Annotated in this window: 19 protein-coding genes, 1 pseudogene and 1 riboswitch; of the genes and pseudogenes, 11 read left to right on the top strand and 9 right to left on the bottom strand. The window is 71.5% G+C overall.

Annotation, left to right across the window (positions count from 1 at the left end; genetic code table 11):
• Nucleotides 1-15: 15 nt before the first annotated feature.
• Together ACZ47G_RS07955 and ACZ47G_RS07950 are read left to right on the top strand one after the other, a co-directional pair.
• Nucleotides 16-1,254, top strand: a complete 1,239-nt coding sequence (locus tag ACZ47G_RS07955) for a L,D-transpeptidase (RefSeq protein ID WP_465740610.1) — start codon at nt 16-18, stop codon at nt 1,252-1,254.
• Nucleotides 1,255-1,404: 150 nt separating this feature from the next.
• Nucleotides 1,405-1,950: an ATP-binding protein gene (locus ACZ47G_RS07950; RefSeq protein WP_380459207.1), complete on the top strand. Its 546-nt coding sequence runs from the start codon at nt 1,405-1,407 to the stop codon at nt 1,948-1,950.
• Between the two features lie 313 nt (nt 1,951-2,263).
• On the opposite strand, the gene ACZ47G_RS07945 is transcribed toward ACZ47G_RS07950, so the two are convergent.
• From ACZ47G_RS07945 to ACZ47G_RS07935, 3 genes are all read right to left on the bottom strand, one after another.
• A complete protein-coding gene (locus ACZ47G_RS07945; RefSeq protein ID WP_465740609.1) occupies nt 2,264-3,112 on the bottom strand; it encodes a hypothetical protein in 849 nt (282 codons plus the stop codon).
• A gap of 210 nt (nt 3,113-3,322) precedes the next feature.
• Nucleotides 3,323-3,574, bottom strand: a complete 252-nt coding sequence (locus tag ACZ47G_RS07940) for a DUF397 domain-containing protein (RefSeq protein ID WP_465740608.1) — start codon at nt 3,572-3,574, stop codon at nt 3,323-3,325.
• On the bottom strand, nt 3,571-4,380 hold the full coding sequence (locus ACZ47G_RS07935; RefSeq protein ID WP_465740607.1) for a helix-turn-helix domain-containing protein: 810 nt from the start codon (nt 4,378-4,380) through the stop codon (nt 3,571-3,573). Before ACZ47G_RS07935 ends, ACZ47G_RS07940 begins: the two co-directional genes overlap by 4 nt.
• Before the next feature lie 163 nt (nt 4,381-4,543).
• Here ACZ47G_RS07935 and ACZ47G_RS07930 point away from each other — a divergent pair, with 163 nt between their 5' ends.
• The 4 genes and pseudogenes from ACZ47G_RS07930 (at nt 4,544) to ACZ47G_RS07915 (ending at nt 7,485) form a co-directional block, all read left to right on the top strand.
• Complete coding sequence (locus ACZ47G_RS07930; RefSeq protein WP_465740606.1) at nt 4,544-4,978, top strand: ATP-binding protein; 435 nt, start codon at nt 4,544-4,546, stop codon at nt 4,976-4,978.
• Between the two features lie 304 nt (nt 4,979-5,282).
• Entirely contained in the window at nt 5,283-6,143 is an 861-nt protein-coding gene (locus ACZ47G_RS07925) for a DMT family transporter (protein WP_465740605.1), read from the top strand.
• Nucleotides 6,144-6,315: 172 nt separating this feature from the next.
• Nucleotides 6,316-6,690, top strand: a pseudogene (locus ACZ47G_RS07920) (hypothetical protein); the annotation flags it as partial.
• 66 nt (nt 6,691-6,756) lie between these two features.
• Nucleotides 6,757-7,485, top strand: a complete 729-nt coding sequence (locus ACZ47G_RS07915; protein ID WP_465740895.1) for a hypothetical protein — start codon at nt 6,757-6,759, stop codon at nt 7,483-7,485.
• Nucleotides 7,486-7,646: 161 nt separating this feature from the next.
• Here the strand turns inward: ACZ47G_RS07915 and ACZ47G_RS07910 are convergent, their stop codons facing one another.
• The gene (locus ACZ47G_RS07910; protein ID WP_465740604.1) at nt 7,647-8,393 is read right to left on the bottom strand and encodes a TetR/AcrR family transcriptional regulator; all 747 of its coding nucleotides are present in this window, start codon (nt 8,391-8,393) and stop codon (nt 7,647-7,649) included.
• Between the two features lie 142 nt (nt 8,394-8,535).
• Here ACZ47G_RS07910 and ACZ47G_RS07905 point away from each other — a divergent pair, with 142 nt between their 5' ends.
• Together ACZ47G_RS07905 and ACZ47G_RS07900 are read left to right on the top strand one after the other, a co-directional pair.
• Nucleotides 8,536-9,129, top strand: a complete 594-nt coding sequence (locus tag ACZ47G_RS07905; RefSeq protein ID WP_465740603.1) for an NADPH-dependent FMN reductase — start codon at nt 8,536-8,538, stop codon at nt 9,127-9,129.
• Between the two features lie 23 nt (nt 9,130-9,152).
• Nucleotides 9,153-10,751 (top strand): DHA2 family efflux MFS transporter permease subunit, encoded by a 1,599-nt coding sequence (locus ACZ47G_RS07900; RefSeq protein WP_465740602.1) that lies wholly within the window; start codon nt 9,153-9,155, stop codon nt 10,749-10,751.
• Nucleotides 10,752-10,755: 4 nt separating this feature from the next.
• Here ACZ47G_RS07900 and ACZ47G_RS07895 read toward each other — a convergent pair whose 3' ends face one another.
• The 5 genes from ACZ47G_RS07895 to gcvT form a co-directional block, all read right to left on the bottom strand.
• Complete coding sequence (locus ACZ47G_RS07895; protein WP_465740601.1) at nt 10,756-11,508, bottom strand: hypothetical protein; 753 nt, start codon at nt 11,506-11,508, stop codon at nt 10,756-10,758.
• Nucleotides 11,509-11,705: 197 nt separating this feature from the next.
• Nucleotides 11,706-13,073, bottom strand: coding sequence for an L-serine ammonia-lyase (locus tag ACZ47G_RS07890; RefSeq protein WP_465740600.1), 1,368 nt, complete (start codon nt 13,071-13,073; stop codon nt 11,706-11,708).
• Nucleotides 13,074-13,271: 198 nt separating this feature from the next.
• The gene (glyA, locus tag ACZ47G_RS07885; RefSeq protein ID WP_465740599.1) at nt 13,272-14,540 is read right to left on the bottom strand and encodes a serine hydroxymethyltransferase; all 1,269 of its coding nucleotides are present in this window, start codon (nt 14,538-14,540) and stop codon (nt 13,272-13,274) included.
• A gap of 83 nt (nt 14,541-14,623) precedes the next feature.
• A complete protein-coding gene (gene gcvH / locus ACZ47G_RS07880; protein ID WP_465740598.1) occupies nt 14,624-15,004 on the bottom strand; it encodes a glycine cleavage system protein GcvH in 381 nt (126 codons plus the stop codon).
• Between the two features lie 98 nt (nt 15,005-15,102).
• Nucleotides 15,103-16,239: a glycine cleavage system aminomethyltransferase GcvT gene (gene gcvT / locus ACZ47G_RS07875; protein ID WP_465740597.1), complete on the bottom strand. Its 1,137-nt coding sequence runs from the start codon at nt 16,237-16,239 to the stop codon at nt 15,103-15,105.
• 243 nt (nt 16,240-16,482) lie between these two features.
• Nucleotides 16,483-16,588: riboswitch (glycine riboswitch) on the bottom strand.
• Between the two features lie 187 nt (nt 16,589-16,775).
• On the opposite strand from gcvT, the gene ACZ47G_RS07870 reads away from it, so the two are divergent.
• From ACZ47G_RS07870 to ACZ47G_RS07860, 3 genes are all read left to right on the top strand, one after another.
• Nucleotides 16,776-17,582, top strand: a complete 807-nt coding sequence (locus ACZ47G_RS07870; RefSeq protein WP_465740596.1) for an enhanced serine sensitivity protein SseB C-terminal domain-containing protein — start codon at nt 16,776-16,778, stop codon at nt 17,580-17,582.
• Between the two features lie 115 nt (nt 17,583-17,697).
• The gene (locus ACZ47G_RS07865; RefSeq protein WP_465740595.1) at nt 17,698-18,633 is read left to right on the top strand and encodes an enhanced serine sensitivity protein SseB C-terminal domain-containing protein; all 936 of its coding nucleotides are present in this window, start codon (nt 17,698-17,700) and stop codon (nt 18,631-18,633) included.
• 481 nt (nt 18,634-19,114) lie between these two features.
• A complete protein-coding gene (locus ACZ47G_RS07860) occupies nt 19,115-20,104 on the top strand; it encodes an ABC transporter permease (protein ID WP_465740594.1) in 990 nt (329 codons plus the stop codon).
• Nucleotides 20,105-20,122: the final 18 nt, after the last annotated feature.

Genomic DNA, 20,122 nt, shown 5'->3' with positions numbered 1-20,122 from the left:
AGGGAGGGAATCGGCGTGAGGTCGATACGCAGGGTGGTGGCCGTCGGTCTGGTCGGCGGGGCGATGGCGTTGACCGCCGCGTGCGGTGGCAGCGGCGGCGGCAGCGGGAGCGGTGCCGCCAAGGCCGATCTGGGGGCCGGCGCGGGCGCCACCGCGTCGGCGCCCGCGGGTTCCGCGTCGAAGGCGCCGAACCCGTCGAAGGTGTCCACGGCAGCGGTGAGCATCGAGCCGAAGAACGGCGCGGTGGACGTGGCGCCGGGCGCGCTCAAGATCGGTGCGACGGGCGGCAAGCTGACCACCGTCAAGGTGAGTGACAAGACCGGCAAGGAGGTCCCCGGCACGATCGCCGCGGACGGCACCAGCTGGACCCCGTCCACCGGGCTCGCGGTGGGCACCGCCTACCAGGTCAGCGCGATGGCCGCGGACGCCGACGGCGCGGTCGCCACGGCGGACAGCAGCTTCACCACGCTGACCCCGGCGGCGCTGGCCAAGGCCTCCGACAACGTCGACAACGACGCCACCTACGGCGTCGGCATGATCGTCTCGGTGGACTTCAGCAAGGACGTCAAGAACAAGGACGCCGTCCTCAAGGGCATCACCTTCCAGACCGACAACGGCACCGTGGTCAAGGGCCACTGGTTCGACGACCGCCGGCTGGACTTCCGCCCGGAGCAGTACTGGAAGCCGGGCACCAAGGTGACGGTGCAGTACCGCCTCAAGAGCGTGGAGATCGCCCCCGGGGTGTACGGCGCCGACCGGGACGAGCCCTTCACGATCGGGCGATCCCAGATCTCGACGGTTGACGCCGCCGCGCACAGGATGACGGTGGTCAAGGACGGGCAGAGCTCCGACATCGACATCACCTCGGGCTCGGACGAACACCCCACCTGGAACGGCACCATGGTGGTCATGTCCAAGGAGGGCACGGAGCGGATGCAGTCCAGCACCCTGCCCGGCATGACCGGCGCGCCGTACGACCTCCAGGTGCCGCACTCGCTGCGGCTGACCACCACGGGCACGTTCGTGCACGGCAACTGGTGGGCCAAGAACGCCACGTTCGGCGGGGACAACGTCAGCCACGGCTGCGTCGGGCTCAAGGACGTCGAGGGCGGCAGCGCGTCCTCGGTCGCGGGCAAGTTCTACGACGGCACGCTGGTCGGGGACGTGGTCGTCGTGAAGAACTCCATCAAGAAGGAGACGCTCGACCCGGCGAACGGGCTGAGCGGCTGGAACCTGCCGTGGAGCAAGTGGTAACCGCCTGGTAGGGGCTGCTTGGGGTCAACCCGGGCTTGACTTCGGTCGGCCCGGGTCGGCCCCTTCTTGCATGCGGCATATGCCGACGCGGGCGAGATCGTTTGCTCATTGTCCGTACGCGGCCGCTTGCGTTCCGCAATGATGGACCGCATGGCGGGTTGGGGCGAAGCAGATCAGACATCGGTTCCCGCGGCCGGCGTGGTCGCGCAGGCGTCGTGGATCGACGTCCAGGGTGCGCTCTCGGCGCTGGAAGGGCTCAGCTCCGAGGAGCTGCAGGCGATGTACTCCGGCAGACTGTGCGACCAGTCCGCGCCCAACGAGGTGCGACTGCCGTCCCGCCCGGAGTCCGGGCCGGTGGCCCGCCGACTGGTGCTCAACGTCCTGGAGTCCTGGGAGCTGCACCAGCACCTGGAGGCCGGTGAGTTGCTCACCAGCGAGCTGGTCTCCAACGCGGTGCGGCACGCCGCCGGGCGCACCATCGGACTGCACGTCAGCCGCAAGCCCGGCTGGCTGCGGGTCGAGGTCCGGGACTCCTCCCGGGCGCTGCCCTGCATGATCCTGGCCGAGCCCCGGCCGGTGAACGAGCGCGGGCGCGGGCTGAGGATCGTCGACGACCTCGCCGACCGCTGGGGGGCGGACCTGCTGCCGCGGGGCAAGGGTGTCTGGTTCGAGCTGAAGGTGCGCGAGCGGCACTGACGCGAGCGGCACTGACGCGAGCGGCACTGACGCGAGCGGCACTGAGGGGCCGGGCCCCGGGTCCGGATACGCGCAGGGCCCCCGGAATCGCCGTGGTCGGCGGTGGGGGCCCCTGCAAGTCATCGCGCGGCCAAGGGGGTGCGTGTCGCGCGATGGGCGTCGGCAGTGCCAGGTCGGGCCCGCCGAAGTTCTCGATGTCTCGACTATCGCATGGATCTCAGCATGTGGGCAAACCGGACGGCTTGGATTGCAAGGTTTGTAACCTAGTTCACCTTTGGATTTTGCATAGGTTCACGCCATGGCCTGTGAATATTCACGATCTCGGCGATGTGATCATCGCTTGCCGGGTCCGGGCGGCGTGGGCGCGGACGGCGGCGGGGGAGAGGCGCCGGGGGTGGGGTGGCGGGGGCGTCGGAGCGCCACGGCAGGCGCGGCAGAGGCCGCCGAGGAGGGCGTGCGGGCGGCAGGGGGTGCGGCAGTCCGTGCACTCGATGACGCGGGTGGCGGGGGGCTCCGGGCGGAGCCGTTCCGGGGGCATCCTGTCGAGCAGGCGGCGGCGGGTGAAGGCCGCCGGGCTGTGGACGCCGTCCGGCGGGAGGCCTGCGGTGAGGGCGGCGGTGAACAGGGCCGGGGTGGTGCCCCGGGCGAACCACTCGGCGGCGAGCGGTTCGAGGGCCGCGCAGTCGGCGGCGGAAAGGGCGAGCCGGGCATCGGCGAGGCCGAGGCCGGCCAGGGCCGCGTAGGCCGCCGAGGTGGGCGAAGTGCGGTTGAGCTTTCGCCCCTCGGGGGGATCGGGTGCTCCGGACGTTGACGCCTCGCCCGTGTCGCCGGTGGTGATGAAGCGCGTCCACCACGCGTCGGAGCGGGGCGTGCGGGAGAAGTAGGTGCGGAACACCCAGCGGCAGTCCTTGGAGCTGATCCGCTCGCGGACGCGACGCAGATGACCTGCGGTGGAGAGGTTGTTGAGCACCGTACGGCAGGCCATCTGCCCGTAGTGGGGCTGGAGGACGGCGAGGGTCTTGACGTCCATCGCGGCGCCGTCGGGGAGGTGGTCGATGAGCGAGGCGAGGTACGCCTCGCGCGCCGGGAGGTGGGAGAAGTCGGCGGCGGAGCGGGGGAGTTGCTCCGGAGCGGACTGCTTGCCGTATCCGGGCGCGGCCATGGCGGTAGAGTCGTGGGTAGCCACAGGATCGACCTTCATTCGATCGTGCTGGTCAGACCCCCGTTCGGTGTTGGAGCACCGGCCGGGGGTTGATTCGTTAGTGGGCACGCTACACGGCGCGACTGGTGGTGGTGAAGTCGTGACGATTAGTCATATGTGCTGCGTGGAGGGGTGGTTGGAAGATGGTTACCCACCCATTCCACTAAAGGGTCACTCGGTATCGGCGACTTGAGCTTCGGCGATGAAGGCGGCCCACGCCTCGGGGGAGAAGGTGAGGACGGGGCCAGTCTTGTCCTTGGAGTCGCGGACGTGGACGGCGGAGGGGGAAGAGGCCACCTCGACGCAGTTGCCACCTTCGGTCCCGCTGTAGGTGGACTTCGCCCAGGAGATGGCGACTTCGACGCAAGCACCGCCATTGTCGTCGCTGTAGCTGGACTTGAACCAGCTGGCTTCGGCGCTCATAGCTCCTCCGAGACCTTCCCGATGAACTCTACGGACTCCTCGACACTGAGGGCCTGCATGCGGATCATTCCATGCCGCTGCCTGAGGACGTTCACCCTGTCCGGATCCGTGTGCAGCACGCCGGTTCGGTGTCCTTCTACATAGGCCAGTTGGTCGTGGTCGGCCGTCTCCAGCAGGATGATGGGGCCGGTGAGAGCTGGGTATGCCGCACGGTTCGTGGGGAGCGCCTGAATTGCTACGTTGCGCTGGCTGCTCATCCTGATGATGTGCGCGAGTTGCCTCTTCATGAGCTCCACGCTGCCGACCTTGGCCCGCAGCGCAGCCTCGTAGATCACGAAACCGAACAGCACCCTCGGGTTCGACAGCTTCTCCTGGCGTTGCATTCGGCCTGCGACGCGCGCTTCGACACTGTCGTCGTCCAGGGGCGGGCAGGCGTGGCTGGTCAGTTCTCGGGCGTACTCCTCGGTCTGGAGCAGTCCCGGGATGAGTAGCGCTTCGTACGTGTGGATTGCGATCGCATCGGCTTCGGCATGCGTGTAGCCCTGCGAGTAGGACGGGAACTTTTCGGGCTTCAGGAACTCTGCCGCCCCCAGCAGCATCCCCCTCGCATTGCACAACTCATCGGCCACGGTGAGAAGTTTGAGCGACGGCTTCCGCCGCCCCGCCTCCATCGACCGCACGCTCTCGTAGTCGTAGCAGGACGCCTTGCACAACTCCTCGCGCGTGACCCCGGCTTGCTCGCGCCACCGCTTGATCTGATCGCCGCAGTACTTCCAGGCCATCGGGTTCTGCTTCGGCGTGGTCATCCCGAGCCCCCTCATCGTCCCTGGTCAGGCAGCGGTCACATCTCACGCTGTACCAACGGTGTGACTACTGAGGGTATGCCTGGCTCCCGACTCTTGAAGGGTGAAATGGCCGAACTCCCCCCTCCCGAGTGAGGCCCTCCGTACACCCCCCTCAAGGATTCTGATGCTCACTCAGCCAATCGATGCCGTCGAGTGGATGTTCCCCCGGCTGCCCCGCAGCGCCGGCCGTGCCCGGATCCGCTTCCTCCGGCTGGCCTTCGAGTGGGAGGTGCCCGTCGACTCCGCCGAGACCGCGCTGATCCTCCTCAGCGAACTCGTCTCCAACGCCTGCCGTCATGCCCGCTCGCCGCGTGACCGGATGATCGGAGTGCGGGTTCTCCTCCCCACCTCCTCCGTGCTCCGCATCGAGGTCTCCGACGCGAACCCCGAACTCCCCACCCTCCGCCACGCCACCCCCGACGACGAGTCCGGCCGGGGCCTCGAACTCGTCGCGGCCCTCGCCACCTCCTGGGGCGCCCACCCGCGCGGCGAGGGCTACATCGGCAAGACCACCTGGTGCGAACTCGCCCTTCCCACTCCGGCGAATCCGCACGACTGACCCCCGCCACCTGCGCGGGAAGTCGGGCCTTTCGACTTCCTGCGCGGGCTGGGTACCATCGGGGTCGTGAACTCGTACTGGCACGTCGTACTGCCACCGCTCGGCGCCTGATCGGGCGCTCGCTTCGGTGGCTTGATCCCCGCAGCCCCGTTCAGGGGGCCTGTGGCGCGCGCCCGTTCTCGGAACCAGTCCTCTTGACGGTCTTCGACGACGGAAGTTCACGACTGTGCCGCATCGTTCCTCTGCGCCCCCGCGCGCCCGCCTGACCCCCGCTCCCCGCCGTACCCGCCCGATCGACGGGCCGGTGCCGATTCTGGCCTCCGCCCTGTTGTGGGGCACCACTGGGACAGCCAGCTCACTGGCGCCTGCGGGCGCCCCGGCAGCCGCGATCGGGGCTGGCGCCCTGGTGCTCGGCGGGCTGCTGCTGTTCCTCACCGACCGTGCCGCCTGGTCGCTGCCCCGGGGGTGCGGGGCGCGTGAGCGGTGGCTGCTGGCGGTCGGGGCCGTGGCCGTGGTGGGGTACCCGCTCACCTTCTACCCGGCGGTGCCCCGCACCGGGGTCGCCGTCTCCACGGTGATCGCCCTCGGGAGCGCGCCGGTGTTCACCGGTCTCCTCGGCTGGCTCGCCCGGCAGGGGCGCCCGAGCGGCCGGTGGGCCGGGGCCACGGCACTGGCCGTGCTCGGCTGCGGGGTGCTGGTGCTCGGACCCGAACTCACCGGCGGCGGCCGGGCGGTGGACCCCGTCGGGGTGCTGCTGGCCGTGCTCTCCGGGCTCTCGTACGCGGTGTACTCGCTGATCGCCGGGCGGCTGATCGCGGCCGGGTACCCGTCCGCCGGGGTGATGGGCGCGATGTTCGGCGGCGCGGCAGTACTGGTGCTGCCGGTGCTCGCGCTGGAGCCGCTGGGCTGGGTGCTCTCGGCGCGCGGGGCCGGTGTCGTGCTGCACCTCGGAGTGATCACCACCTTCCTCGCCTACCGGCTCTTCGGCCACGGCCTGCGCCACACCTCCGCCCAGACCGCCACCACCCTCACCCTCGCCGAACCCGCCGTCGCCGCCGTCCTCGGCCTCGCCGCCCTGGGCGAGCGCCTCCCGACCCTCTCCTGGTGCGGCCTCGCGGTGCTGGCGGGCGGCCTGGCGTTCCTGACCCTCCCCGGCAGGCGGTAGCCGCCGGGCTGCGCAGGAAGTCGGCCCGGCCGACTTCCTGCGCAGCGGGCGTTCTACCTGCGCAGTGCGAGAAAGCCCGTGAGAGTGCAGGCCAGCGAGCAGAGCGTGATGATCGCGGGCATGGGTCGACGCTGGAAGGTCAGCCGCACGCCGCCGATGCGAATGTCGATGAATGGGCGGCCGGTTCGCGATCGTGACATGTGGGGCCTCCGGGGTGACTCTGTTTCGGTATGGTCCGATCACAGCAAGCGCACGGCTGGTTGCGCCAGGTTGCAACAGAAACTTGTGTAGGAGGGCCGCATGTTGCGCGCGGCCGCAAGTACGGATCCTGAGGGCGACATTGGAGAACCGGCAGATTGGAAAGCAGCGCAGCCTGGCTCCCCTGGGGCCAGAGCTGACCGTCGCACAGCGTGAGTTGGCGGAACACCTGAGAGACCTGCGCACTCGGGCGGGCCTGTCCTCGGGGGAGTTCGCTGCGAGGCTGAGCGGCAGCGGGCGGAGGGTGGACCACACTCGGTTCTCGAAGTTCCTGAACGGACGGGAGGTTCCGCCCGCGGAGCTTGCGCCAATGCTCCACCGCCTTGTGGCGGAGTGCGAAGGAGTCACGGTCAGCATGGAAGAGGTGGCGAGGACCCGCGCCTTGATCTATGCGACGCGGGGTGGTGACTCGATCGCGGCCCCATCTGAGGAAGTCGATGAAGCGCGTGAGCAAATCCGGGAGCTGCGACGATCCTTGGAGGCGGAGCGAGAGGCACGGGTGGTTGTAGAGGATGAGTTGGGAGTGTTTCGCACGCAGCGCCTGGCAGATGCGCGGCGCATCTCGGAGCTCGAGGACCGACTTCGGACGGCTCGCGAAACTGTGCCCATCCAGCAGTTGGAGCAGGTGCTCGGTGAGTACAACAAGACGGCTGTGGCGCAGAAGGCCGCGCTGGACTTTCACGAGCGGCTGGAGGAACTCAGGGTCACCTACGAGAGGATGGCGAACGCGGGACGGTGGGGAGACGGACCGCTCCAGATCGCGGCGGTGAACGCGGTGCAACCGGAGGTGGCCGAGTACACCGGGCGTTTCTTCGCGGTGTTCAGGCGCGGGCTCGCCGCCACCCCGGAGCCTCAGCGTGGTTGGCTTGAGACGCTCATGGACGGAATGAGCACCCTGTGTTGGGAGAGGGCCGGTCAGCAGGACGACCGGGCCAGCGAGACCTTCAAGCCGACCACGATCGCGAAGCACATCGATGCGGAACTCCGTTGGGTGGAGTGGGCTCAGGATGTCCTGTTGATGATCGTCTCAGGCTCGACGGAGGTGCCGCGCGAACCGGGCCAGCCGGATGAAGGCGATGCATAGGAGGCGGGGCGGCGGGCCCGAGTCTCCGGGCCTGCTGGTGCTGCAGGCCCGGGACGGGCTGCTGGTACACGTCCGGGGCTACATGGACGGGCTCGGCGTCGCTCACGCGATAGGCCGGCTGAGCGCGGTCGCCGCCCAGCTGGAGGGCCGTGGGTGGCGGGTCAGATGCCGAAGTGGGTGGCGATGCCGTCGAGGACGCAGTCGAGGCCGGTTTCGAAGTGCCAGGCGGGGTCGTCCTTGCGGGTGGCCTGGTGGAGGTACTGCTGGTAGGCGGGGTAGCGGCCGGTGCCCATCAGGTAGGTCATCCGGGGGGCCAGGCCGGCGCGGGTCTCGTCGCCGTCGGACCAGTTGTGGTCGCGGCGCAGGGCGGCCAGGGCGACTTCGGAGGCGACCGAGCCGTGGACGTAGCCGGCCACCGTGCGGAAGATCGCCATGGTGGTGTCGGCGTCCAGGCCGTGCTCGGCGAGGGCGGCGAAGGACCGCTCGGGGACGGCGAGTTGGTTGGGGGTGAGGGAGAACGGGGTGGCCGCCCGGACCATCCAGGGGTGGGCGAGGTTCATCGCGCGCAGGTGGACGGCGAGTGAGCGCATGGCTTCGCGCCAGCCGTCGGCGGGGGTGTCCAGGGGGAGCCGCCCGTAGACGAAGTCGACCATCAGCTCGATGAGTTCGTCCTTGCCGGAGACGTACCGGTAGGCGGCCATCGGGGCGACGCCGAGGGCGGTGGCCAGGCGGCGCATGGTGACGGCGTCCAGGCCCTCGGTGTCGGCGAGGGCGACGGCGGCCTCGGCGATCCGGTGCGGGGTCAGGGTGGTGCGCGGTGCGGGGGCCGGGCGGTCGAGCCGCTCCCAGAGTGAGGCCTGGGGCTGGTCGCGGTCGTCGTCCCCGGCGGGGGCCTGCTGAGCGGGCATGGGGGCGGGCTCCTTCCGGCTGGGAGGCTCCACCGTACCACTCGCGTGTACGGCGTATCTGGAGAGTAGACGGCGTACGCGCCAGTGTGTACGTTGTATCCATCGCCGATACGGCGTACACATCGTCTTGGAGGGGATCCCCATGTCCACGGAGCAGAACCTGAAGGTCGCGGTCGTCCTCGGCAGCACCCGGGCCGGTCGTTTCGGCCCGGTCGTCGCCGACTGGCTGATCGGCCACCTCGACGCCCGCGGCGACATGACCGCCGACCTGATCGACCCGGCGGCCACCCCGCTGCCCACCGTCATGCCCTCCTGGGGCGGTGAACTTCCGCCCGGTGGCGTCGAGTTGCTGGAGGCCGTGTCGCCCCGGCTGGCCGCCGCCGATGCCTTCGTGTTCGTCACGCCCGAGTACAACCACAGCTTCCCGGCCGCGCTGAAGAACGCCATCGACTGGCACAACCAGCAGTGGCACGGCAAGCCGATCGCCTTCGTCTCGTACGGCGGGCTCTCCGGCGGCCTCCGGGCCGTCGAGCAACTGCGCGTGGTGATGGCCGAGTTGAACAGCGTGACGATCCGCAACACGGTCAGCTTCCACGGCGCCGCCCAGTGCTTCGACGCCGACGGCAAGGCGAAGGACCCGGCCGCGGACGCCGCCGCCAAGACCATGCTCGACCAACTGGACTGGTGGGCACGGGCGTTGCGGGACGCCCGGCAGGCCCGTCCGTTCGCCGCCTGAATCCGGAGAAGGGGGACACGGCCATGACCACGGAACCGGCGGACGAACGCCCCAAGCCGCCGCTGCTCGGCGTGATCGGGCTGATGCTCGGCATCTTCCTGTCGGCCCTCGACGGGCAGATCATCGGCACCGCGCTGCCGACCATCGTCGGCGACCTCGGCGGGTTGGAGCACCTCTCCTGGGCGGTCACCGCCTACCTGCTGACCTCGGCCGCCGCCACCCCGCTGTGGGGCCGACTCGGCGACCTGTACGGGCGCAAGGGCGCCTACCAGTGGGCGGTGGCGGTCTTCCTGATCGGCTCGGTGCTGTCCGGACTCTCGCAGGACATGGGCCAGTTGATCGCCTTCCGGGCCCTCCAGGGGGTCGGCGCGGGCGGCCTGATGGTCGGCGCGCTGTCGGTGATCGGGGTGCTGGTGCCCGCCTCCGACCGGGGCCGGGTGCAGTCGGTGATCGGGGTGCTGATGCCGATCGCCTTCGTCGGCGGGCCGCTGCTCGGCGGCCTCCTCACCGACCGGCTCAGCTGGCGCTGGGCCTTCTACGTCAACCTGCCGGTCGGGGTGTTCGCCGTGCTCGCGGTCGGCGCCGCGGTGCGGCTGCCGAAGGCCGAGCGGGTCCGCGCCCCCTTCGACTGGGCCGGGGTCGCCCTGCTGACCACCGGCATCGTCGGGCTCACCCTGGTCAGCAGCTGGGGCGGGACGACGTACCCCTGGACCTCGCCGGTGATCCTCGGGACGGGCGCGGTCGCGGCGATCGCGCTGGCCGGCTTCGCCCGCGCCGAACTGCGCGCCCCCGGACCGCTGGTCCCGCCCGCGCTGTTCCGCAACCGCAACTTCACGGTGGCCCAGGTGCTGGGCTTCCTCACCGGCGCCGTCATGCTCGCCCTGATCGGCTACCTGCCGCAGTACCTGCAGTTCGTCCAGGGCGCCTCACCGACCACCGGCGGACTCCTCCTGCTGCCGCTGATGCTCGGCATGATGGGCACCCAGCTGGTCACCGCCCGGCTGATGAGCCGGCCCGGCGGCGAACGGCGCTACCCGCTGCTGGGCGGGGCACTCGCCCTGGCCGGAGCCGCGCTCCTGCTGCTCCTGGGCACGGACACCCCGGTGGCACTGGCCTCCGGGCTCACGGCGGTCGCCGGGGTCGGCATCGGACTGCTGATGCAGAGCACCATGCTGACCTCGATGGGCGCGGTGCCGCGGGAGTCCATGGGCGCGGCGATGGGCGTGGTGACCCTGCTGCGCAGCATCGGCGGCTCGCTCGGCATGGCCGCCCTCGGCGCGGTCTACACCGCGCGGCTGACCGCCGGCCTGGAGGCCCGGCTGAGCCCGGCCGAGGCCGCCCACCTGACCGGCGGCGGCGGGCTCACCCCGGCCGCGCTGACCGGGCTGCCGCAGGCCGTCCGCGACGCCGTCGGCACGGCGGTCACCAGCGGGCTGCACGGCACCGTGGCGGGCGGCGTCGCCCTGGCGGCGGTGGCCACGGCGGTGGCCTGCCTGGCCCGGCCGAACCCGAGCCCGAGCCCGAGCCCGAACCCGAGCCCGAACCCGAGCCCGAACCCGAACCCGGAGCTGGAACCGGAGCCGGAGCCGAGCCCCGAGCCGGAGACGGCCTCACGGCCCTGAGGCCTCACGGGCACCGGCCGGCGAAGCAGAAGGAGGCGACCTCCGACTGCAGCAGCTCGCGCAGCGGGGTGGGCCAGCCGTCCTCCGGTCCCGCCACCAGGACGGACCAGGTGGTGCCGTCCGGCCCGACCAGCACGTGTTCGACGGCCCGGCGGACGCCGGAGCCGGCCAGGTCGTAGGCGTACTCCAGCTCGGCGCTGCCGCCCGCGGTCCGTTCCAGCCGGATCCGGTGGTAGCCGGGGAACCGGGCCGGGTTGCGGGCGAGGTCCCCGTCGGTTTCCACAGCCTGCTGGTACGGGGGGTTGCCGTCCATCACGAACACCTGGATCAGGCTGCGATGGTCGGGGGAGTCGTAGAACACCGAGGTGCCGTCGACGCGCCGCTGCCAGCCGTCGGGGACGAGGAGGGTGAACCCGGCCGGGTCCGGCACCGGCGTCAGGTGCGGCCCGACGGGGCCGGTCGGCGCGGCGGGATAGGTGGGCGCAGCGGGATCGGTCGGCGCGGCCGGGTCGGTCGAGCCGGTCGGACCGAGGCCGGAGGTGGGCGGCGTGGCCACGACGGCCGGCCGGTCTACGTCGTCGGGGCGGTCCAGCAGGTACCAGCCGCCGCCCGCGAGCACCCCGGCCAGCACCCCGGTGCCGGCGGCGATCAGCACCCGCACCCACCGGCGCCGCAGCGGCCCGACCAGCGACGGCACCAAGGGCGGCGGTGCCAAGGGCGGCGGCGGTCGGCGCGGCTCCGGCGGCTGGAACGACATCCGTCTCCCCTCCGGCGTGGACCGACCCGCCGCGATTATCGCGCCGCCGGCCCCGCCACGACCAGAGGGCGGCCGGGGAGCACCCGGGGAGCATCCAGGGAGCACCCAGGGAGCGCCAAGAGACACGAGTGGCCCCCGGACGGTACGGGGTTCCGCCCGGGGGCCACTCGTCACAATCCCTGGTCAGTGCACGGCGATCAGCACTCGATGACGTTCACGGCGAGGCCGCCGCGCGAGGTCTCCTTGTACTTGATCTTCATGTCGGCCCCGGTCTCCTTCATCGTCTTGATCGCCTTGTCCAGCGAGACGTGGTGGCGCCCGTCGCCGCGCAGCGCCATCCGGGCCGCGGTGACGGCCTTGACCGACGCCATGCCGTTGCGCTCGATGCAGGGGATCTGGACCAGGCCGCCGACCGGGTCGCAGGTGAGGCCGAGGTTGTGCTCGATGCCGATCTCGGCGGCGTTCTCGACCTGCTCGGGGGTGCCGCCGAGGACCTCGGCGAGGCCGCCCGCGGCCATCGAGCAGGCGGAGCCGACCTCGCCCTGGCAGCCGACCTCGGCGCCGGAGATGGAGGCGTTCTCCTTGAAGAGCATGCCGATGGCGCCGGCCGCGAGCAGGAAGCGGACGATGCCGTCGTCGTCGGCGCCCGGGATGAAGTTCAGGTAGTAGTGCAGGGTGGCGGGGATGATCCCGGCCGCACCGTTGGTCGGGGCGGTGACCACCCGGCGCCCGGAGGCGTTCTCCTCGTTGACCGCCATCGCGTAGAGGGTGACCCACTCCATCGCGTTGGCCGGCCCGATCCCCTCGGCGCGCAGCGCCCGGGCGCCCGCGGCGGCCCGGCGGCGGACCTTCAGGCCGCCCGGCAGGATGCCCTCGCGGCTCATGCCGGCCCGCACGCACTCCTGCATCACGGACCAGATCTCCAGCAGCCCGGTGCGGATCTCCTCCTCGCTGCGCCAGGCCTTCTCGTTCTCCAGCATCAGGCCGGAGATCGACAGCCCGGTCTCCCGGCTGAGCCGGAGCAGTTCGTCGCCGGTGCGGAAGGGGTACTTCAGCACGGTGTCGTCGGGCTTGACCCGGTCCGCGCCGATCGCGTCCTCGTCCACCACGAAGCCGCCGCCGACCGAGTAGTAGGTCTTCTCCAGCAGCGCCGAGCCGTCCGCCGCGTACGCCCACAGGGTCATCCCGTTGGCGTGGTACGGCAGCGAGCGGCGCCGGTGCAGGACGAGCTGGTTGTCGGTGTCGAAGTCGATCGGGTGCTCGCCGAGCAGGTTGAGGCGCTTCTCGGCGGTGATCCGCTCGACGTCCTTGTCCGCCTGGTCGACGTCGACGGTGCGGGGCGAGTTGCCCTCCAGGCCCAGCAGGACGGCCTTCGGGGTGCCGTGGCCGTGGCCGGTGGCGCCCAGTGAGCCGTACAGCTCGGCGCGCACCCCGGTCACCCGGTCCAGCAGGCCTTCGGAGCGCAGGCGGCGGGCGAACATCCGGGCGGCGCGCATCGGGCCGACGGTGTGGGAGCTCGACGGGCCGATGCCGATGGAGAAGAGGTCGAAGACGCTGATGGCCACGGGGACGTCCTTGTCTGGGTCTCGTGGAAGGACAAAGCGGGTGCATGGGACGGGGCACCGCGCGCGTACTGTCCAGTGTGCGCGGTGCCCCGGAAACGGCAGGTGGCCGGGCGCCGTGAGGCCGGTCACCCTCCTCCGACGATCCGACGATCAGAAGACCAAGCGGTCAGATGGCCAGACGGCCGGAGGATCAGACGATCAGAGGTTGGGGTAGAGCGGGTACTTCTCGGCCAGGGCGGTGACCCGGGCCTTCAGCGCGGTGGCGACGGTCTCGTCGAAGGCGGGCTTGAGCGCCTCGGCGATGATGTCGGCGACCTCGCGGAAGTCCTCGGCCTGGAAGCCGCGGGTGGCCAGGGCCGGGGTGCCGATCCGCAGGCCCGAGGTGACCATCGGCGGGCGGGGGTCGTTCGGGACGGCGTTGCGGTTGACGGTGATGCCGACCTCGTGCAGCCGGTCCTCGGCCTGCTGGCCGTCGAGCTGGCTGTTGCGCAGGTCGACCAGGACCAGGTGGACGTCGGTGCCGCCGGACAGCACGGACGCGCCGGCCTCGGCGACGTCGGCCTGCAGCAGGCGCTCGGCGAGGATCCTGGCGCCGTCCAGGGTGCGCTGCTGGCGCTCCTTGAACTCCTCCGAGGCGGCGACCTTGAAGGCGACGGCCTTGCCCGCGATGACGTGCTCCAGCGGACCGCCCTGCTGGCCGGGGAAGACCGCGGAGTTGATCTTCTTGGCGTACTCGGCCTTGGACAGGATGACGCCGCCGCGCGGGCCGCCCAGGGTCTTGTGGGTGGTGGTGGTGACCACGTCCGCGTACGGCACCGGGTTCGGGTGCAGGCCCGCGGCGACCAGGCCGGCGAAGTGCGCCATGTCGACCATGAGCAGCGCGCCGACCTCGTCGGCGACCCGGCGGAACGCGGCGAAGTCGAGCTGGCGCGGGTAGGCGGACCAGCCGGCGATGATCAGCTTCGGCTGGTGCTCCTTGGCCAGGCGCTCGACCTCGGCCATGTCGACCTGGCCGGTCTTCTCGTCGACGTGGTACGCGACCACGTTGTAGAGCTTGCCGGAGAAGTTGATCTTCATGCCGTGGGTCAGGTGACCGCCGTGGGCCAGGTTCAGACCCAGGATGGTGTCGCCCGGCTGGATCAGCGCGAACATCGCGGCGGCGTTGGCCTGGGCGCCCGAGTGCGGCTGGACGTTGGCGTGCTCGGCGCCGAACAGGGCCTTGATCCGGTCGATCGCGATCTGCTCGACCACGTCGACGTGCTCGCAACCGCCGTAGTAGCGGCGGCCGGGGTAACCCTCGGCGTACTTGTTGGTGAGCACCGAACCCTGGGCCTCCATGACCGCCACCGGGGCGAAGTTCTCGGAGGCGATCATCTCCAGCGTGGTCTGCTGGCGGTGCAGCTCGGCGTCGACCGCGGCGGCGATCTCCGGGTCGAGGGCGTGCAGGGACTGGTTGAGAACCGTCATGGTGTGGTCTTCCCGGGGAGGAGAGCGGAGGGACGGTGGGGTGCGGGACGGACCGCCGTGCTGCGGCCCGTCCCGGCGGGGGCTCAGCCCTCGGCGTGGGTGAGCGCGTCGTACTCGGCGGCGCTGAGCAGCGTGTCGGTGGCCTCCACGCGGACCTTGAACAGCCAGCCGCCCTCGAACGGGGCGCTGTTGACCAGGCTGTTGTCGTCCAGGACGTCCTGGTTGACCTCGGTGACCTCGCCGGTCACCGGGGAGTACAGGTCGCTGACCGACTTGGTCGACTCCAGCTCGCCACAGGTGTCGCCGGCGGTCACGGTGTCGCCGACCTCGGGGAGCTGCACGTAGACGATGTCACCGAGGGCGTCGGCGGCGTGCTTGGTGATGCCGACCGTCGAGACACCGTCCTCGGCGGCCGTCAGCCACTCGTGCTCCTTGGTGTACTGCAGGTGCTGGGGGTTGCTCATGGCGTCATTCTCCAGGATGGGAAGCGGGTACGACGCAGCGGGCCGCCGCGCGGACGGCTCCGACGTGCGCCTATGGGAAAACCGGGGTCGGCAGGGCCTCAGCGGGCGCGCTTGTAGAACGGCAGCGCCACGACCTCGACCGGCTCGTGCTTGCCGCGCACGTCCACCGCGACGGCGGTGCCGGGGGCGGCGTGGGCCGCGTCGACGTAGGCCATCGCGATCGGCTTGCCCAGGGTCGGGGACGGCGCGCCCGAGGTGATCCGGCCGATCGGGGCGCCGTCGGCGGAGACCACGGTGTACTCGGCGCGCGGGACCCGCTTGCCCTCGGAGACCAGGCCGACCAGCACCTTCGGTGCCCCACCCTGAGCACGCAGCGACTCGGCCGCGGCGGCGGCCTGCTCCAGCGCCTTGCGGCCGACGAACGCGCCCTCGTTGGTGGTCTTGTCGAAGCGGACGACCCGGCCCAGGCCGGCGTCGAACGGGGTCAGGTCGGTGGACAGCTCGTGCCCGTACAGCGGCATGCCCGCCTCCAGGCGCAGCGTGTCGCGGCAGGACAGGCCGCACGGGACCAGGCCGCGGCCCTCGCCGGCGGCGGTCAGCGCCTGCCAGACCGGCTCGGCGTCGACCGGCCGGCAGAAGATCTCGAAGCCGTCCTCGCCGGTGTAGCCGGTGCGGGCCAGCAGCACCTCCTTGCCGGCCACCTGGGCCGGGAGGATCGCGTAGTACTTCAGGCCGGGCAGGTCGGCGTCGGTGGTCTCCGCCAGGATGGCGGTGGCCTCCGGGCCCTGGACGGCGATCAGCGCGTAGGTGTCGCGGTCGTCGGTGACGACGGCGTCGAAGCCCTTGGCGCGGGCGATCAGCTCGTCCAGCACCAGCTGGGCGTTGGAGGCGTTGGCGACGACCAGGAAGGCGTCCGCGCGCAGGCGGTAGACGATCAGGTCGTCCAGGATGCCGCCGTCCTCGGCGCAGATCATGGTGTAGCGGGCGCGCAGCTCGCCGAGCGCGGAGACGAAGCCGACCAGCGCGTGGTCCAGCATCTCGCCGGCCTGCGGGCCGGTGACGGTGATCTCGCCCATGTGCGAGAGGTCGAACAGGCCGGCCTTGGTGCGGACGGCGAGGTGCTCCTCGCGCTCGCTGCCGTAGCGCAGCGGCATGTCCCAGCCGGCGAAGTCGGTCATGGTCGCGCCGAGGGCGCGGTGCAGCGCGTCGAGCGCGGTCAGGCGGAGGGACGACATGGCCAGGAACTCCTCGGTCGGGGCACTCAGGGGCGCGCGCCGGACCGGACCCGCTCGGGGCCGACCCCGCGCGCGGGCATGCGGCGGCGTGGGTCTCCCCATCTGTCGTCGAACCTGAGAGCTTCGCCGCCCGCCTGCCCTCAGCCGGTGCCAGCATCGGCTGGTTCCAGCATCGGGGACAGGGCGGCGGCTTGCACCGTGGGTGGGCGTACGGCGGGGCCGTACGCCGCTTTCCAGATGTGCCTAACCCGCGCGGTAGGGGGGCCTGAGAGATTCCGGGGAGGACTTGCTCCTTCGGCGCCGGCCGTGCCCCGATGAGGGGCACTCCGGGCTCTCCCGCGCGGGTTCGAGCGGCCGGTGTGGAGTTGTGGGGGCCCGCGGCGCATGCCGTCGGACGCGCACATCATGGCACGTCCTCGCGGAGGAGGGGAGAGGGGACCCGGTCACACGACGCCAAGGCGAACACGGGCCCTAAACTCTTGCGCGTCGGCGCAGCAGTGGGCGGCCGACCCGGCGGCAGGCCGGATCGGCGGCGCATGGAGTACCCGGTGGAGCAGCAGCAGGGGTGGGGCGGGCCGGAGGCGGCGCCGTCGGGCGGCGCGTGGCCGGCGAACGAGCTGGAGCAGGTGCTGACGGCCGCGCTGGGCGACCCGGGGGCGACCCCGCGGGTGGTCGAGGTGCTGGCCCGCAGCCAGGTGTGGATCCCGCTGCCGGCCGGGGGCGACCCGGCCGGGCAGGGGCTGGACCTGCCGACCATCGAACTGGCCGGGGCCCCGTACGTGCCGGTGTTCTCCTCCCAGGAGGTGTTCCTGCGGCAGGCGCCGGGGATGGCGTTCGCGGTCGCGCCGGCCTGGGAGTTCGCCCGCGGGCTGCCGCTGGGCGTGGGCATCGCGGTCAACCCCGAGGCGGCGGTGGGCATCCCGGTGCCGCCGCAGGGGGTGGCCGAGCTGCGCCGCGGCCCGCGCGGGGACCGCTGGGAGCACACCGAGAACGCGCCGGAGGGGCCGACCGGTGGCCGGGTGGCGCTGCGCGAGCCGGTTCCGGGCGAGGACCCGGAGTACTTCCTGGCCGCGTGCCGGGCCGAACTGTCGTCCCTGCCCGGAGTGTTGACCGCGCGCCGGGCACTGGCCAGCATCGAGGGCGAGCCGACGGTGATGTTCGTGGGGGTCCAGCTGGATCCGGCGGCCCCGGCCGACCCGGGCGCGGTGAACGAGGCGCTCGGGCGGGCGCTGGGAACCGCGCCGCTGCCGGGGGGCGTCCACCTCGTGCTGCTCGACCTCGCCGACGACCCGGTGGTCGAGTGGCTGCTGACCCGGGTCATGCCCTTCTACTCGCGGGTGTGAGCGGGGATCGTTCACAGGCACGTCGCCGTGGCGGCGGCCGGTGCGGCGCCATAGGGTGCGTGCAGGCGGCTGACGGGCCGGCGGGTTCAGGAAAGAGGCGCGGCGAGGTGGGCGCATGAGTGCGGGAACGGGAGCGGGCGGGGTGCCGGGGCCCTGGGGCCAGGCACCGGCCGGGCACCCGGCAGCGGATCCGGGCGTGTTGGAGCAGGCTCTGCGCGAGGTCGCGCCGGAGCGCTACGACGCGTACGAGCGGCTGCTGCACGCGCTGGCCGAGGGCCGGGTCTGGATGCTGCTCTGGCACGGCACGCCGGGCAGCCCGGACGCGCAGTACGGGAACATGGAGATCAGCGGCCACGGTTACGCGCCGGCCGTCACCTCGCCCGAGCAGCTGACGGCCTCCGGCTGGGCGCGGGCCCATGAGGTCATCTCCGGGCGGGAGATCGCCGCCTCGCTGTACCGCACCCGCTGGGGCCTGTGGCTCAACCCGCACGCGCCGGGCGGCGGGGTGGGGGTGCCGTGGGCGGACCTGCGGCGGGTCGCCGCGGGCCTGGACCGGCTGCCGGCCGGGCCGTTGAAGCTGAGCGAGCCGCAGGTGAACGCCCAGCAGTTCTTCGCGCTGCTGGAGCGGCAGGCCGGCGAGGTGCGCGCGGTGCGGGCGCTGCGCCGGGCCTGGGTGCAGCCGGCGGTGGGGGAGCCGTACCTGGCGATCGGCCTGGACCTGTACGAGAGTTCGCCGCCGGCCGTGGAGGCGGTGCGGGCGCTGATGCAGCGGGCGATCGCGGTGGCCCCGGAGGGGCTCGCGGTGTCCACGGTGGCGATGGCGGACGAGTACGACCCGGTGGCGCTGTGGATGCGCGCGAACGCCCGGCCGTTCTTCGACCGGGAGGCGGGCCGGCCGCCGACCGGTCCGTACCCGCCGGTGCCGCCGCCGTACCCGGGGCAGTCGATGCCGGGGCAGCCGACCCCGGGGTGGACGCACGGCGCCCAGCAGTCCGCGCCGGGTTGGGGTCACCAGCCCCAGCGACAGTGGCCCGGCTACCCCGGCCGCTGATTGCCGAAACCGGTTGCCGAGACCGGTTGCCGGACCAGTTGCCGAAATCTCCGACACGAAGCCGACTTGATGCGCCATCAGGTCGGCTTCGGTGCTTTCCGGACGAATCTTCCATCGCCGTCGATGACGCATCTTGACATGGCTCTCGCACCCGTGTGAAGAGGTATATGCCGAAGACCGGGGAGGTGCATGCGGGCAGATCACAGTTGGGCATCTGTCGCTTGGCAGGGCTGGCGCAAGCCAGTTCGGATGGCAGAGAGTTCTGCGCAACGCACCGCGCGTACTGGGAACCCCACGAAGGTGAACGCGCAAGCCGACCGCTCGATCCATGCGACGCCCATCCCGCATGGAGGCAGTGCCCGTGCACGACGCACTGCCGCGACCACCTGCTCCTAGCACCTCCGCACGTCCGCAGCCGTACCGCCGAACCGGCGCCCGGCACCCGTGGGCCGGCCACCGTCGGCGAGGGGACCAACTGACCATGACCGCACCCATCACTACCGCCGGGAACGAACCCGAGGCACCCGCCTCCCCGAGCCCGGCCAAGACGATCGAGGGCCGCTCCCTCGGTCGGATCGCCTGGACCCGCTTCAAGCGGGACAAGGCCGCTGTCGCCGGCGGCATCGTGGTGATCCTGCTGATCCTCCTGGCCGTCCTGTCCGGGCCGTTGGAGTCGCTGTTCGGGCTCAACCCCGACCAGCCCAACCCGGACCTGCTGGACGCCGACCTCGGCGGACTCCCGCTCGGGGACTGGGGAGGGATGAGCGGGGACCACCTGCTCGGCGTCGACCCCCTGCAGGGCCGTGACCTGCTCGCCCGCGTGGTCGACGGCTCCTGGGTCTCCCTGCTGGTCGCCTTCGGCGCGACCCTGCTGTCCAACACCATCGGCACCGTGCTCGGCGTGATGGCCGGCTACTACGGCGGCTGGGTGGACACCCTGATCAGCCGGCTGATGGACGTCTTCCTGGCGTTCCCGCTGCTGCTGTTCGCCATCGCGATCTCGGCCTCGCTCCAGGGCGGCGCGTTCGGCCTGCACGGCCTCCCGCTGCACATCCTGGTGCTGATCTTCGTGATCGGCTTCTTCAACTGGCCCTACATGGGCCGGATCGTGCGCGGACAGACCCTCTCGCTGCGCGAGCGGGAGTTCGTGCACGCGGCCCGCAGCCTCGGCGCCCGCGGCCCCTTCATCCTGTTCAAGGAGCTGCTGCCCAACCTGGTCGGCCCGATCCTGGTCTACTCGACCCTGCTGATCCCGACCAACATCCTCTTCGAGGCCGGGCTGAGCTTCCTCGGCGTCGGCATCCAGCCCCCGCAGTCCTCCTGGGGCGGCATGCTCGCCGACGCGAAGAACTACTACCAGGTGGACCCCCAGTACATGGTGGTCCCCGGTGTCGCGATCTTCATCACCGTGCTCGCGTTCAACCTGCTCGGCGACGGGCTGCGTGACGCCCTCGATCCCAAGAGCAACTGACCCGAGAGCAACTGACCC

Source organism: Kitasatospora sp. NPDC030952, assembly GCF_055571335.1.
The sequence above is the reverse complement of the archived record's forward strand: the minus strand, read 5'-3'. Positions and strand labels throughout refer to the sequence as shown.